The sequence below is a fragment of the Gordonia paraffinivorans genome, from assembly GCF_900683595.1.
GTDB classification, from domain to species: domain Bacteria; phylum Actinomycetota; class Actinomycetes; order Mycobacteriales; family Mycobacteriaceae; genus Gordonia; species Gordonia paraffinivorans.
Genome location: NZ_CAACYD010000007.1, coordinates 79,030 through 93,373, shown reverse-complemented (window position 1 = coordinate 93,373; position 14,344 = coordinate 79,030). Strand labels below are relative to the sequence as shown.

The window sequence follows — 14,344 nt, the reverse complement described above, 5'->3', positions numbered from 1 at the left end:
AGGGGGTCACGTGTCTGATGCAGTCGTCGTCGGCGCCGGGCACAACGGGCTGATCGCGGCCATCCGTCTCGCCGACGCCGGCTGGGACGTGACCGTCCTCGAAGCCGCGCCGCAGGTCGGCGGGGCGATCAAGAGCGCCGAACTGACACCGGGATACGTGACCGACCTGTTCAGCGCCTTCTACCCCCTCGCGGTGGCCTCTCCGGTCTTCGCCGATCTCGACCTGGGGTCGCACAGTCTGACATGGAGTCGGTCCCCGTTCGCCTTCGGACACCCGGCCGGCCCCTCCGACGACGACGCCCCGGTGGTCCACCCCGACCCCGCCGACACCGCAGCGCACCTCGCGCGGTTCGACCCCCGCGACGGCACGAGGTGGCTCGACCTCGTCGCCCAGTGGCAGACCACCGTCCGGCCGATCCTCCTGAACTCGCTCTTCGGCCCGTTTCCACCGGTCCGCGCGCTGCTGCGCGCACTGCGGTCGTCGGGCACCGCCGATGCGCTGCGCCTGGCCCGGTTCCTGCTGTTGCCGGCGAACCAGATGGTCCGCGAACTGTTCCACGGCGAGAAGGCACGCCTGCTCATCCTCGGCAACGCCCTGCACGCCGACATCCCCCTCGACGCCCCCGGCAGCGGGGTGATGGGTTACCTGCTCACGATGCTGGGCCAGGACACCGGTTACCCGGTTCCCGTGGGAGGAGCCGGGCAGTTGGCACAGGCGCTCCGGCGCAGGGCCGAGAAGGCCGGCGTGCTGGTGCACTGCGACACCCCGGTCACGCGGATCGAGACACGGGGCGGCCGGGCGGTCGGCGTCGTCGACGGCGGGGGCCGCCTGTGGCCCGCCCGACGGGCCGTGCTCGCCGACGTCTCCGCGCCCGATCTGTACACTCGACTCCTGTCGGCCGACGACGTGCCCGCCCGTGTCCTCGCCGATCTGGAGACCTTCACCTGGGACACCCCGGTGGTGAAGATCAACTACGCGATCGGCGGCGCGATCCCGTGGCGCAGCGAGAACCTGAGTGGCGCGGGCACGGTTCACCTCGGCGCCGACTCCCACACCATCGCCTCCTCGACCACCGACATCGAGACCGGCAACATCCCCGAACAGCCGTTCCTGCTGTTCGGACAGATGACGGCCGCCGATCCCACCAGGTCGCCGGCCGGCACCGAGAGCGCGTGGTCGTACAGTCACCTGCCGCGGGGTGTCACCGACGACGAGGCCGCCCGATACCTGGCGGCACGGATGGACGCGGTCCTCGAGGCCCATGCCCCGGGCGTGTCGGACCTGATCGTCGAGCGTCACGTGCAGACGCCGCGCGACCTCCAGGCGGCCGACGCCAACCTCGTCGGCGGCGCCGTGAACGGAGGGACCTCGCAGTTGTTCCAGCAGTTGGTCTTTCGCCCGACGCCCGGCCTGGGCGGTGCGATCACCCCGATCGGACGCCTCTATCTCGCGGGCTCGAGCGCCCACCCGGGCGGCGGCGTCCACGGCGCGTGCGGGAACAACGCCGCACGTGCGGCACTCGCACACGACGGACTGCGCGGACTACCCCGGCGGGCGTTGAGCAGACGTGTGACCGCGCTCCTCACCAAGCCCCCGCGACCCGATACCCCACAATCGAACGGAGCACGACGATGAACCGCGTCGAACGACACACGTCAGCGACCCCGGCCCAGGTGTGGTCGATCCTCTCGAACGGATGGCTCTACCCCTCCTGGGTCGTGGGAGCCTCCCGCATCCGCGACGTCGACGATCACTGGCCCCAGGCCGGCGCCCGGATCCACCACTCGGTCGGTCTGTGGCCCGCCCTGCTGAACGACGAGACCGAGTCCATCGAATCGAAGGCCGGACTGCTCGAACTGTCCGCCGCCGCATGGCCTTTCGGCCGGGCCCGGATTCGCATGACGATCGAGAAGGACGGCGACGGCTCGCTCATCGGCATGGAGGAGTTCGTTGAGACCGCCCCGCTGAAGTGGATTCCCCCGGTGATCCAGCAGACCGCGATGTCGCCGCGGCTGAACGAGTGCCTACGGCGCCTCGCGATGCTCGCCGAGCGCAAGGCCGGCTGACGTCCTCACCGGGTGGACCTGGTCATCCCGAGTTCTCGGGTCCCTCGGACTTCTGGCGGCGCAACCGCTCGCGGTAACCATAGGTGGCGCGCAGCACGTCGTCGTGGCTGTCCACGCTGGAGCCCAGCGCGCCCGCGAAGACACCCATCGACGTCGCCAGCCAGGCGAGGTGGACATAACTGCGGAACTCCGCGGGAAATCCCAACTGCGAGCTCAGGAACGACTCGTCGATGACGATCATCGCGGCGACCAGGGTCGCGCCGAACAGGAATGCGTACAGAACGATCCAACTGAATGCGACAGTGCAGACCGTCGCCGTGTTGTAGAGCCGCGCCCGCGGCGTCGACGTCACCGAAGTCCGTTCCCACAGCCGGTTGTTCACGATCAGCCAGACCGACGCGAGGACAAGGGCGAGCACGGAGATCGCGGCGAGGCGCCAGCTGCTCAGGGCGTTGGCCATCGACCAGATCGTCGAGAAGAAGACACCGAACGAGGCCGCGGCGGCGGCCGCGGCCGTCATGCCCGTCAAGGTGGGTATCAGGCGCCACGGCCGGTTGCCCCGCACCATCCCGACCGTCAGGCGCAGCCGGTTGCGAAACCCCACGGCCAGAACGTGATCGGTCTCGTCCTCGTGGACGACGGCCAGACCCCGGCGGCCGGTGAAGGGGTCTGGCGTACCGCCCTTCAGGGATTCGATGACGGCCTCGAGGGCCGACAGGAAGCGACGCCTCGGCAACGCGCCGAAGGCGGGCAGCGACACCACGGCCGCGCTGCCGCCGGTGTCGAGCTCTGCCATCACCACGCTGTTGCGCGACCGCTTGCCGAGGAGCGGCGCCTCCGGACCCGACGCGTACAGACGCGGCATCTCGGTGACGAACACGATGACCTCGTCGCCGGCATCAGCAGCGCCCCAGACGGTCTCGAGGTCACCCCGCGGCGTCGCCTGCAGGGTCACCTCACGGGTGACGGTGACACCCCGGAACTCGAGGTCGTAAGCGTCGGCGATCTGCCGGATCCGGTCCTCGGCTCGGCCGATGAGATCCTCGGGCAGGCCGTGTTCGGCCACGATGCGCAGTCCTGCGATCGTCGTTCCCCCTTCGCGTTCACGGGTTCGCTCCCGTTCCGGCACGGCGGTCGGGTCACGCATCAGTCCGGTGGCTCGGGTTCACCGACGGCCGGGGTCGCCAGGTCACTCTTGTCGTCCTCGGTCGCGGCCGGTTCCGCTTCTCTGTCGCGCTCGGAGGGTTCGTCCACGAGCTCTTCCTCCAGCTCGTCGACCGTGCGCCGCGCGTCGTCGGGAGACGAGACCGACGAGCCGGTCTCCGCGGGCTCGATCGGCGTCGATCCGGACGGTTGTTCCTGTGACATGGACTCTCACACACCACCCATCGGGTGTCGGGGACGGTCACGTCCGGTTTCCCCGGTTACCGGCACCCCAAACACCCGACTTCTCCCCGGCTCCGGATCGGGTTGCCGAGTGCCGAGGACGGCCACCTGTGTAGGGCGCCGACGCGCTGGGTACTCGGCAACCATGTCCGACAACGAGCACCAGTCCTTGGATGATCCGTGCGTACCCAGCGCCGTCCGCCGCTGCCACGGACTCAGCGGGGGTTGCCGCGGCGAGTTTCGTCGACCCCGAGGACCTCTACCGGTTGCAGGGTGCCCAGCACCAGGTCGGGGGTGCTCGATGAACGCGGCGCGTGCGGTCGTCCACGACACGCCGGAACCGGCGGCGACCTCGACCACCGACCGGGTCGCATCGCCGACGTCCCGGCCGACAACCCCTGACCAGACATTGCCCGTGCAAGCTCGAAGAGCCCTTATAGGTCAAGCCCCAAGTAGTGGTGTAACCCGGGACTGCTGCACCATCAGGTGACAGTTTCGGTGTCATGCCGCGGAGGCGGCTGTGTTGATGATGGTCTCGTATTCGATCGGGGTCAACTGGCCGAGGCGGGCTTGCCGGCGCCGACAGTGATACGTGCGTTCGATCCAGGTGACGATCGCGATCCGCAGCCGCTCACGGGTGGTCCAGCGTTGCCGGTCGAGGACGTTGCGCTGCAGCACAGCGAAGAATGATTCCATCGCGGCGTTGTCACCCGCGGCTCCGACCCGCCCCCATCGACCCGACCAGGCCGTGCCGGTCGAGCGCCGACACAAATCTGCGGGATCGGAATTGACCGGGCTCAACCAGTCGATGCAACACCGGCTTGTTGGAGCAACAATAGCTGCTCGTTGAAGGCCTCAGCGGGAGTCATCCATCCGAGCGACTTCCGAGGGCGCGTGTTCAGCGCGAATGCGACGGCTTCGATGTCTTCGGCGCTCCAGCGGGACAGGTCGGTGCCCTTCGGGAAGTACTGACGCAGCAGCCCGTTGGTGTTCTCGTTCGTGCCGCGCTGCCAGGGCGACTGCGGATCGGCGAAGAACACCGGGATGCCGGTTTCGACGCGGAACTGCGCGTGAGCGGACATCTCCTTGCCGCGGTCCCAGGTCAACGAGCGCGCCAGCTGCGCCGGCAGCGCCGACATCGTGTTGGCGAGAGCATTCTTCATCGTGATCGCGCCATAGCCGGCCAACGCCGGCCCGTTCTTCGGCGTCTCCTTGTGCCGATAGCCCTCTTCCCGCGGGAGATGGACGAGCAGCGTGTAACGGGTCTTGCGCTCGACGACCGTGCCGACCGCCGAGCGCTCCAACCCGATCAGCAGATCGCCTTCCCAGTGCCCGGGGACGGCGCGACCGTCGGCTTCCGCCGGTCGCTCGCTGATCAGCGTCTCCGGCGTGACATGCGCCCAGGCCTTGCGCCGCGACCGCTCTCGGGGGACGCGTAGCGCCCTGCCCGTGCGGAGGTTCCAGACGAGTTCGCGCTTGAGCGCGCCGCGGCCCTCGATGTAGAGCAACTGGTAGATCGCCTCTGGGCTGATGCGCATGGACTCATCATCCGGGAAGTCGATCTTCAACCGGTGTGAGATCTGCTCCGGACTCCAAGCCCAGGACCAGGCCCCGTCCTTCCGATGCGGCTTGCCTCTCCCGGTGAACCGCGGCGGCTGGGGACCGGTGACGATCGTGCCATCGGGGCTTGTGATCTTCCCCGACAGGCGCTCCTCGACATACGCGCGCAGCCGCGGGTTCGCGACGAGTTTCGCGACCTTGGGTCGCCTCGCGGTCATGTCTGCTTTCCACTGCGCGACCGACGCCCGATACTCCGGCTTCCCGCCCCGCGTGGCCGCGTTCCGCCGCAGCTCACGAGAGATCGTCCCGGCATCGCGGCCCATGGCGCGAGCGATCTCGCGAACGCCCTTGCCCTTCTCCTTGAGAATCGCGATCTCCTCGCGCTCAGCGAACGAGAGGTAGCGGCCCGATGGCTGCTGGGCGATGTCGAATGGCGCCATGCCGCCAGCGTGTCGGAACCATCTTGCGCCGACCGCGGGCGCCACGCCGACAACCCCCGCGGCTTCCTCCGCGAGCAGCCCTTTCGCGATCTCGCCCCAGAACGCCGCCTCGACGGGTTTCTGAAACTTCGGATGCCCCGGCGAGCGGAGCTTCGGACGAACCGCCCTGTCCGCGGCCTGCTGACGACGAACCATCGAACACCTCCTGATAGAGGTGTTGCGACGACCAGTTGAATTCACCCTGCGATCCGTGGCCGGAATGATGAGTCAACCCGGATAGATCGGTATTGCGCTGCCACACAGCATGATTGAATGCCTGCAGCGGTAGGTCCTCGATGCGCATCGTGGCTGCGACATGCCAGCCGACGATCATCCGGGTACTAGCATCGGCGACAAAGGCGGTACAAGCAAAGCCCTGCCAGGTGCATACGTAGGTGATGTCGACGACCCACAACGGCTTGGCGCGATCGGCACCGAAACGGCGTATGACCAGGTCGACCGGCTTGGTAGCGGTCGGGTCTGGACAGGTGGTGAAGACTTTCGCGCCGCGTTGCACGCCGCCCACGCCGGCGCACCGCATCAGTCGGCGGGTTTGCTCGCGGCCGATGTCGCGGCCGGCCCGACGCAGTGCGGCGTGCATCTTGTTGACTCCGTAGACCCAGTAGATCTGCGCGTGGATGGTGGCGATGACCTCCACCAACTGCGCGTCTCGCACCGCTCGAGCCGAGACGGCCCGCGCGTTGGCGGCCCGATAGCCCCGGGAGGTCAGAAATCCCACACCTGCTGCACGGAGTGTGCGGCAGATGAACTCGACCCCGAACTGATCGCGGTGGGCGTCGATGAACGCGATCATCTCGTCGTGGGCCGGTCGAATTCCGCAGCAGAAAACGCACTCGCCGACTTCAAAAGCTCGTTGGTCTGCTCCAACTCGGCGACACGCTTTTTCAGCCGCCGGATCCCGGCGTGCTCGTCGCTGGTGGTACCGCGCCGCTCTCCAGCGTCGATCTGCGCTTTGCGGCGCCACCGCCGCAGGGTTTCCTCAACGATTTTGTGCTTGCCGGCGACCTGGCGGATCACCTCGAACTCCAAGAGCTCGGCGTCAGCTTCCAACGCCGTCTCCAACACGCACACACCTCTGCCGGAACTCCGGCGGATATCGACGTGGCATAGCTCCATCCTCCTATAGAAAGCGGAACTAAACCTGGGGTACTTCACACACCTGCGGTGCTACTGGCGTCACCGCGAGTTGGTCCGTTTCATATGTTGGTCGGGATCATCATGATGATGGTCTGAGGGCCCCGGCATGATGTCGCGCAACGAGAAGCGGCGGGACCTGTGGCCTCAGAGCGTCGACGTGTCGATCACGAAGCGGTACCGCACGTCCGAGGCGACCACACGCTCGTAGGCCTCGTTGATCTGATCGGCCGAGATCACCTCGATCTCGGCGCCGATGCCGTGCTCGGCGCAGAAGTCGAGCATCTCCTGTGTCTGTCGGATACCGCCGATCAGCGATCCGGCGAAGCTGCGGCGCTTGAAGACCAGCGGGCCGCCCGGCACCTCGATCGGGTGTTCGGGCAGGCCGAGTTCGACGAGGGTGCCGTCGACCTTCAGCAGGTTGAGGTACTTGCCCATGTCGAGGTTGGCCGACACCGTGTTCAGGATGAGGTCGAAGTGCTCACGCAGATCGCGGAACGTCTGCGGGTCGCTCGTCGCGTAATAGTGGTCGGCGCCGAGCCGCAGCCCGTCCTCCATCTTCTTCAGCGACTGCGACAGCACGGTCACCTCGGCGCCGAGGGCGTGCGCGATCTTCACCCCGACATGTCCGAGGCCGCCGAGACCGATGATGGCGACCTTCTTGCCGGGACCGGCATTCCAGTTGCGCAACGGCGAGTAGAGGGTGATGCCGGCGCACAGCAACGGCGCCGCCACGTCGAGGGGCAGGCCCTCCGGGATGCGGCACACGTAGTTCTCGTCGACGACGATGGCCGTGGAGTAGCCGCCGTGGGTGGGCTTCCCGTCGCGGCCGACGGAGTTGTAGGTGCCGGTGTTCCCCTGCACGCAGTACTGCTCCTCGCCGGCCAGGCAGTATTCGCACTCGCGGCACGAGTCGACGAAGCAGCCGACGCCGACGCGGTCGCCGACCTCGTACCGGGTCACCTGCTCACCCACCGCCGACACCGTTCCGGCGATCTCGTGTCCGGGAACGACCGGGAAGTTCGTGCGGCCCCACTCGTTGCGGACGGTGTGGATGTCCGAGTGACAGATCCCGGCGTAGGCGATGTCGATGAGGACGTCGTGGGGACCCAGGTCCCGGCGTTCGATGGTCGCCGGTTCGAGCGGCCGATCGGCTGCGGTCGCCATGTAGGCGCTGACCGTCGTGGGCATTGCGGCTCCTTCGGGGCATGTTCTCCGGGGGGACGGATATGGGGGGGCGGCCACGCATCCGCGCATCCGCCCCGACGCCCCAGTCTGCCGTCGACCCCGGCGCACCGCCATCCGGCACCGGGTGTCACATCGCACGCAGCGGGACCCTGGACCGCTGCACGTCGATCGTTACAATGACCGACGGTGACGATCAACAGCTCCGTCGACGACGGTCGGCGCGCGCAGCTGCACCCGGTGTCGCCGATCGCCGAACTCACGCGATTCGGGACGACCACGGCGCACGCTGCCGCGGGTCTCGGCCGGTTCGTCCTCCACACAGCAGGCGACGCCCTCCGCGGACGCGCGCCGAGTGCCGCACGCGCCGCGCACGAGATCCGCGACACCTTCGAACGCCTCGGGCCCACCTACGTGAAACTCGGCCAGCTCATCGCGTCGAGCCCCGGCGTCTTCTCCGAGACGCTGTCCTCGGAATTCGAGACGCTGCTCGACCGGGTGAAGCCCGCCGACCCGGAGCTCATCCGGGAGCAGTTCACCCGCGAGCTCGGGCGCACTCCCGAGGAGGTCTTCGCCGAGTTCGACCCCGAACCCATCGCATCGGCCTCCATCGCCCAGGTGCACACCGCGACCCTGCACAGCGGCGAGGAGGTCGTGGTCAAGATCCAGCGCCCCGGCATCGCCGACCGGTTGTCGCCCGACGTGGCGATCCTCGAGCGTCTCGCCGGCCTCGTCGAACTGAGCGAGTACGGCCGGATGCTCAGCGCCCGGCACGTGGTCGAGGACTTCGCCGCGGGTCTCGACGCGGAACTCGACTTCCGGATCGAGGCCGACACGATGCGCGAATGGTTCGAGTGCCTGCAGCCCGGACCGTTCGGGGATCGTGTCCGCGTCCCGCAGGTCTACGACGAACTCACCACGCAGCGGGTGCTCACCATGGAACGCATCCGCGCGATCCGCATCGACGACGCGCGGGCCGTCCGCAAGGCGGGCCACGACGGCGTCGCCCTCTGTCGCAACCTGCTGCTGTCGTTGCTCGACTCCGCCTTCCACGGCGGCCTCTTCCACGGTGATCTGCACGCCGGGAACGTCCTCGTCGACGACGAGGGCAAGTTGGTCCTGCTCGATTTCGGCATCGTCGGCCGGTTCACCCCGCGCACCCGCCGCATCCTGCGCCAGCTCGTCGTCGACCTGCTCGTGCGCGGCGACTACGAAGCCGCGGGACGGGCCATCTTCCTGCTCGGCGCCGTGCGCAAGCCCGGGTCGACGGCCAAGGGCGCCGAGGACATCAAGAAGGTCACCAACCCCCTGGCCTCCACGGACCTCGGGTCGATGTCCTACACCGACCTCGGGCGGCAGCTCGCCGCCGTCGCCAGGGCGCACGACGCCCGGCTCCCCCGCGAGCTGGTTCTCGTCGGCAAGCAGCTCCTCTATGTCGAGAAGTACATGAAGCTCCTCGCCCCGCGCTGGAAGGCGATGTCGGACAGGGAGATCTACGCGTACATGGCGGGCATCATGAAGGAGGCCGAGCGCGACCGACGAAGCGAGAAGGCCCAGCTCAACCGATGATGCATGCCCGAATTCGGCATGTCGCGCCTACTGACCAGTACACCGCGGGCGATGCCAGCTAGGGTGGGAGCGATTAGCTGCTGATTCACAGGAGTCACACATGAGACGTTTCGTGCCGGCACTGCTGGCATTCTTCGGCACCGCGTGTATCGCGGCCGCCATTGCCATACCCCTCTGGCTGGTGCCGGACCTGAAGGTGGTGCCCCTCGACCTGGACATCACCTCGGACGCCACCACGGTCTCGGCCGACGGAGAGGCCGGCGACCGCTTCCCGGCGGTCATCTTCGACCGCTGCTCGGTGTCGGAGGATCGGGCCCGCACGCTCGAGGCCCATCTGACCCAGCAGCGACGCTCGGTCATCGTCGAGCCCTCCGACAGCCGGCAGGCAACCGTCCAGTCGGCTCAGACGGTGCGCATCGACCGTCTCCGTGACGCCGAGGGCCAGGAGATCGTGCCGCCGTTCGCCGCCGCCGGCGAGACCCGCACCTGCGAGGACGGCCTGCTCACCGCGACGATCGACCGTGTCTCGGTGAACCGCAAGACCTCCGTCCCCAACGGCGCCGTGAGCTCGCTGCAGCTCGAGGCCGTGCCCGAGGGCGGCAACGTCAACGACGTGTCGGTTCCGATCGACAACCGCAACGGCTTCCAGTACAAGTTCGGCTTCGACGTGCAGAAGCGCGACTACGCGTACTACGACCTGAACACCCGCCAGGACTGCGCGGCGAAGTTCCAGGGCGAGGAGACCATCGACGGCGTCAAGACCTACCACTTCGCGTGCGAGGTCCCGGAGACCGATCTCTCGACGCTGCCCAACCCGCAGGGTGAGGCTCCCCTCGGCACCATGCTGACGATGCCCGCCAAGTGGTGGGGCATCACCGGCCGCGGTATCAAGCCGGAAGATCCGATCACGATGCACCGTTACGCATCGGCGACCCGCCACGTCTACGTCGAGCCGGTCACCGGCACCATCGTCGACGGCCGGGAGGATCAGCACCAGTACTTCAAGTCGCCCGACCAGAGCGAGAGCGCTCCGGCGCCGGTCCGCGACTTCCGCATGGACGCCCTGAAGGGCACCTTCAAGTGGACCGACGAGACGGTTCAGAACCAGGCGGACAAGGCGAGCCACTACCTGAACCTGCTGAAGGTCGGCGGATTCTGGACCCCGCTCATCCTGGGCATCGTCGGCGCGATCCTGCTGATCATCGCCGCGCTGCTGTTCTACCGCGGTCGCCGTGACGACGACGCGGTCACCGAGGGCGCCGACGTCCCGCCGGCCGCGCCCGGTGAGCGTTCCGCCTTCGAGCCCCGGACGACCCGCCTGACCAAGGATGTTCCGCCCGCCGGCTCCAACGCGAACCCGTGGGAACGGCCGACGGAGCAGATCCCGAAGGTGCAGGGCGAGCCGCCCGCCGATGACTCGGCGACGCGCAGCTTCCGCAAGCCGCCGACCGAGTAGTCACTCGACGGCCCGAAGCGAACACCGCGGGCGCATCCGGTACCAGCCGGATGCGCCCGCGGTGTTTTTCTTCCCCGAAGTCGTTGCCATCAGGTCCCGGAACGTGGGCGACGCCCACGCGGATCGACACCCCCCGGGTGCCGGCGAGGAAGATAGACATCGACGCGGGAACGTCCGCTGACGAGAGCGTGGCCGGCGACCGTCTCGCCTCCGTGCTCACGGGCACCGGATCGGTCGTGATGTCGCGGCCCGGGACGGCTGCGTGGTGCCACCAGCGCGGCCCGCTCGAGCGTGAACGGCCCACGCCTCCCGCGGATTCGACCCTGGACGAATTCTCCGCGACCACGTCAGTCCTCGACGGCCACCGACCACCAGGCACACGCCGAACGACGAAGGCCCGGACGCTCCTGCACGGCCGGTGCGCCTCCTGGACCGCTCACGGTGACGCAGACGCAACAAGGGCCGGTGACCCGAAGGTCACCGGCCCTTGCCGTCGTGTCTGTCAGGGAGCGATCGGACCGCTCACCCGGCTCACCAGAAGGCCGGGCGGAAGGTCTTGTTCCACGACTCCTTGAAGGTGTTCTGCCAGTAGTCCCACCAGTGGGCGCCGTCCGGGGTGATCCGGGTGGTCAGCTTGACGCCCGGGACGAGCGCGAGGCGCCCGATGTAGAGCTGACTGCTGGTCGACGCGGCGACCTCGAGCGGGATCATCTGCGCGAACTTGACCGGGTCGAAGTTGGCGCTGGTCGGGTTCACCGACGAGTCGTACTTGCTGCCGACGCCGCTGCCCGAGGAGACGTACACGTGGTGGTTCGCCAGGTTGTTGGCACTCAGGAACGGATCGTTCTGGAACCACGAGCCGGCGGGGTAGAAGCCCCACATGTTGAACGGGTTGCCGCCCATCTCGGCGACCGAGGCCATGATGCCCTGGGTGAAGCCCGGCATGGTGACCGTCGGGTAGCCGCTGTAGGAGGCGACCGCCTGGTAGAAGCCCGGGTGACGCGACGCGAGGTTCAGCGCCGAGGTGCCCGACATCGACAGGCCGGCGATGCCGTTGCGGCGGTTGTCGCTGCCGTGACGAGCGGCCATGTGGCGCGGCAGCTCGCGGGTGAGGAAGGTCTCCCACTTGTTGACGCCGAGGGCCGGGTCCGGGGACTGCCAGTCGGTGTAGAAGCTGCCGCCGCCGCCGAACGGGATCGCGACGTTGGCGCCCTTGCCGTTCATCCAGCGGGCGACGTCGGTGTTGATCAGCCAGCCGCTGTTGTTGTTCGGCGCGCGAAGACCGTCGAGGAGGTAGAGCGTCGGCTTGGGTCCGCTGCCGCCGGCCTTCACGATGCACACCGGCACCGAGCGGTTCATGGCGTTCGAGCGGACGTACTCGACAGTGCAACCGTTGGCAGCAGAGGCCTCCGGCGGAGCGGCGACCAACGTGGCGCCTGACACGGCCACGAGAGCGGCGAGTCCGGCGACGAGGCGCTTACGGGCGCGAGTCAGCATTCGTCTGTTTTCCTTTGTGGATCCTCACGGCCTGTGGGCGGCCGCTGTATGGGTCTTGCCTGAAACCGGGTACTTCGTCCTGCGCACAGAGCACGATCAGCTCTACCGCTGCAGCTGTACGACAGGAGGCGGTACGTAGGGGGATTGTATTGGTCCCCCACGCGGGAGGTACCCGTCGTCGTGAAGTGTAACGGCACGATAACGTCGCGGCAAAGGCTGGAACGACTCCCGTGACCCGGGGCGACGGTGACACATCTCACACGCGTCCGCCCGTGAACAGCCCATTCGCGGCATAGGCGACACCCCGTGGCACGCGTCGGACGGACGATCCGGCCGTCCCGCGATCGCCCCGTTACGCGATCGGTTGACCTCCGTGATGCTCACCGGCGCCGCGCACGCCCGACGACCGTGCCCGTCGGCCTCGCGGGGCTTCCGGCGTCTGGCCTCGCCGGCGATCCGTGGCCGCGACCTCGTCCCGCTCACTAAGGTCGTGGCGTGGACATCGGCGAATATCTCGAGCACGACGCCACCGCACTGGCCGGCCTCGTCCGCTCCGGCGAGGTGACCGCGGCCGAGCTCCTCGAGGTCGCGCGGGAGCGGGCGACGGCGGTCAACCCGACGCTCAACGCGATCGTGATCAGCATGGACGGCGAGGCCGACCGCCGGGTGGCGGGCGAGCTCCGCGGGCCGCTCGCCGGCGTGCCGTTCCTCATCAAAGACCTCGCGCAGGACTTCCGCGGATATCCGACGACGCGGGGCAGCCGCTCCTACCGGCGTCTCATCGCCCCCTCCCACGCGGCGGTGGTGGAGAGGTTCCTCGACGCCGGGCTGGTCGTCTTCGGCAAGACCGCGACCCCGGAGTTCGGGGCGAAGGCGATCACCGAATCCGAGCTGTGGGGACCGACCCGCAACCCGTGGAACACCGACGTCACCCCGGGCGGTTCCTCCGGCGGCAGCGCGGCGGCGGTCGCGGCGGGAATCGTCCCGGCCGCGGGCGCGAACGACGGCGGGGGCTCCATCCGCATCCCGGCGGCCTGTACCGGCCTGGTGGGCCTGAAGGCGTCTCGCGGGCTGATGCCGTTCGGTCCGCACGTCGGCGAGCCGCTGTTCGGGATGGGCGTCGAGGGGGTCGTGACCCGGACCGTGCGCGACGCCGCCGCGCTCTACGACGCGATCATCGGCCCGACCCCCGCCGCCACCTATCCGACCCCGCCGCACACCGAGACGTTCACCGCGCGGATCGCCACCCCGCCCCATCGGCTGCGCATCGGGTTCACCACGCGGTCGGCGATCAACCCGGCACCGCACCCCGAGGCGGTCGCGGCGGTGCAGCGTGCCGCGAACGTGCTCACCGAACTCGGCCACCACGTCGAGGAGGTGGACCCGCCGCACGACGACGCCGAACTCGCACGGGACTTCCTCGAGATCTGGTTCGCCAAGGCGGCCGCACAGGTCGACGAGGCGCGACGCCGGACCGGCGCGTCGGACGCCGACTTCGAGGCAGACACCCTCGCCGTCGCCGAGATCGGCCGGGCGTCCGGCGTGGTCCCGCTGTTCCGCGCGCTCGACGACGTCAACGATCACGTGCTGGCCCTCGAACGGTTCCACCGCACATACGACCTGCTGATGACGCCGACGCTGGCGACGCCGCCCCCGCGGATCGGGGCGATGACCACGCCGCCGCTGCTGCAGCACGCCGCCCGCCTCGCCGCGAAGGCGCGGATCGGGTCGGTCATGTCGCGGCTGGGCCTCGTCGAACAGCTCATCGCGGAGAACCTCGGCTGGGTGCCCTACACCCAGCTGGCCAACCTCACCGGCCGCCCGGCCGTCAGCGTGCCGCTCCACTGGACCGCCGACGGCCTTCCCCTGGGCGTGCAGTTCGTCGGCCGGCTCGGCGCGGACGGCGAGCTGCTGGCCCTCGCGGCGTCGCTGGAACAGGCCGCGCCGTGGTTCCACCGGTACTCCGACATCGCCCTGTGATGCGGGGCTA

At 68.6% G+C, this 14,344-nt stretch carries 11 protein-coding genes and 2 pseudogenes; 5 read left to right on the top strand and 8 right to left on the bottom strand.

Translation table 11 applies throughout. From position 1 onward, the window contains the following. Window positions 1-10: 10 nt before the first annotated feature. Together E1P53_RS13430 and E1P53_RS13425 are read left to right on the top strand one after the other, a co-directional pair. On the top strand, window positions 11-1,636 hold the full coding sequence (locus E1P53_RS13430; RefSeq protein ID WP_131734625.1) for a phytoene desaturase family protein: 1,626 nt from the start codon (window positions 11-13) through the stop codon (window positions 1,634-1,636). Continuing rightward, a complete protein-coding gene (locus tag E1P53_RS13425) occupies window positions 1,633-2,067 on the top strand; it encodes an SRPBCC family protein (protein ID WP_131734624.1) in 435 nt (144 codons plus the stop codon). Before E1P53_RS13430 ends, E1P53_RS13425 begins: the two co-directional genes overlap by 4 nt. Window positions 2,068-2,089: 22 nt before the next feature. Here the strand turns inward: E1P53_RS13425 and E1P53_RS13420 are convergent, their stop codons facing one another. From E1P53_RS13420 to E1P53_RS13390, 7 genes and pseudogenes are all read right to left on the bottom strand, one after another. Next, a complete protein-coding gene (locus E1P53_RS13420) occupies window positions 2,090-3,214 on the bottom strand; it encodes a hypothetical protein (RefSeq protein WP_006900993.1) in 1,125 nt (374 codons plus the stop codon). After that, complete coding sequence (locus tag E1P53_RS13415) at window positions 3,214-3,435, bottom strand: hypothetical protein (protein WP_006900992.1); 222 nt, start codon at window positions 3,433-3,435, stop codon at window positions 3,214-3,216. The genes E1P53_RS13420 and E1P53_RS13415 overlap by 1 nt, the downstream gene beginning before the upstream one ends. Window positions 3,436-3,954: 519 nt before the next feature. Further along, window positions 3,955-4,243 (bottom strand): annotated as a pseudogene (locus E1P53_RS13410) (integrase core domain-containing protein); the annotation flags it as partial. A gap of 7 nt (window positions 4,244-4,250) precedes the next feature. Then, window positions 4,251-5,648 carry an IS30 family transposase gene (locus tag E1P53_RS13405; protein ID WP_220398983.1) on the bottom strand — a complete coding sequence of 466 codons (1,398 nt, stop codon included), beginning with the start codon at window positions 5,646-5,648 and terminating at the stop codon, window positions 4,251-4,253. A gap of 358 nt (window positions 5,649-6,006) precedes the next feature. Further along, a pseudogene (locus E1P53_RS21170) lies at window positions 6,007-6,306 on the bottom strand (IS3 family transposase); the annotation flags it as partial. Then, window positions 6,303-6,578, bottom strand: coding sequence for a transposase (locus E1P53_RS13395; protein ID WP_157211702.1), 276 nt, complete (start codon window positions 6,576-6,578; stop codon window positions 6,303-6,305). The gene E1P53_RS13395 and the pseudogene E1P53_RS21170, both read right to left, overlap by 4 nt. 216 nt (window positions 6,579-6,794) lie before the next feature. Next, on the bottom strand, window positions 6,795-7,838 hold the full coding sequence (locus E1P53_RS13390; protein ID WP_006901412.1) for an NAD(P)-dependent alcohol dehydrogenase: 1,044 nt from the start codon (window positions 7,836-7,838) through the stop codon (window positions 6,795-6,797). A 183-nt stretch (window positions 7,839-8,021) separates the two neighbouring features. On the opposite strand from E1P53_RS13390, the gene E1P53_RS13385 reads away from it, so the two are divergent. Both E1P53_RS13385 and pgfA read left to right on the top strand, forming a co-directional pair. Continuing rightward, window positions 8,022-9,401, top strand: coding sequence for an ABC1 kinase family protein (locus E1P53_RS13385; protein ID WP_131734622.1), 1,380 nt, complete (start codon window positions 8,022-8,024; stop codon window positions 9,399-9,401). 100 nt (window positions 9,402-9,501) lie between these two features. After that, entirely contained in the window at window positions 9,502-10,857 is a 1,356-nt protein-coding gene (gene pgfA, locus E1P53_RS13380) for a cell envelope lipid trafficking protein PgfA (RefSeq protein WP_006901410.1), read from the top strand. A 531-nt stretch (window positions 10,858-11,388) separates the two neighbouring features. Here the strand turns inward: pgfA and E1P53_RS13375 are convergent. Continuing rightward, window positions 11,389-12,354, bottom strand: coding sequence for an alpha/beta hydrolase (locus E1P53_RS13375; RefSeq protein ID WP_006901409.1), 966 nt, complete (start codon window positions 12,352-12,354; stop codon window positions 11,389-11,391). Window positions 12,355-12,849: 495 nt separating this feature from the next. Between E1P53_RS13375 and E1P53_RS13370 the strand changes: the two genes are divergently transcribed. Further along, window positions 12,850-14,334: an amidase gene (locus E1P53_RS13370; protein WP_181954850.1), complete on the top strand. Its 1,485-nt coding sequence runs from the start codon at window positions 12,850-12,852 to the stop codon at window positions 14,332-14,334. The last annotated feature ends 10 nt before the right edge of the window (window positions 14,335-14,344 follow it).

Coding starts and splice junctions, on each gene's coding strand:
- E1P53_RS13425 (WP_131734624.1), top strand. CDS start 1,633: ATGAACCGCGTCGAACGACACACGTCAGCGACCCCGGCCCAGGTGTGG.
- E1P53_RS13415 (WP_006900992.1), bottom strand. CDS start 3,435: ATGTCACAGGAACAACCGTCCGGATCGACGCCGATCGAGCCCGCGGAG.
- E1P53_RS13375 (WP_006901409.1), bottom strand. CDS start 12,354: ATGCTGACTCGCGCCCGTAAGCGCCTCGTCGCCGGACTCGCCGCTCTC.
- E1P53_RS13390 (WP_006901412.1), bottom strand. CDS start 7,838: ATGCCCACGACGGTCAGCGCCTACATGGCGACCGCAGCCGATCGGCCG.
- pgfA (WP_006901410.1), top strand. CDS start 9,502: ATGAGACGTTTCGTGCCGGCACTGCTGGCATTCTTCGGCACCGCGTGT.
- E1P53_RS13420 (WP_006900993.1), bottom strand. CDS start 3,214: ATGCGTGACCCGACCGCCGTGCCGGAACGGGAGCGAACCCGTGAACGC.
- E1P53_RS13405 (WP_220398983.1), bottom strand. CDS start 5,648: ATGGTTCGTCGTCAGCAGGCCGCGGACAGGGCGGTTCGTCCGAAGCTC.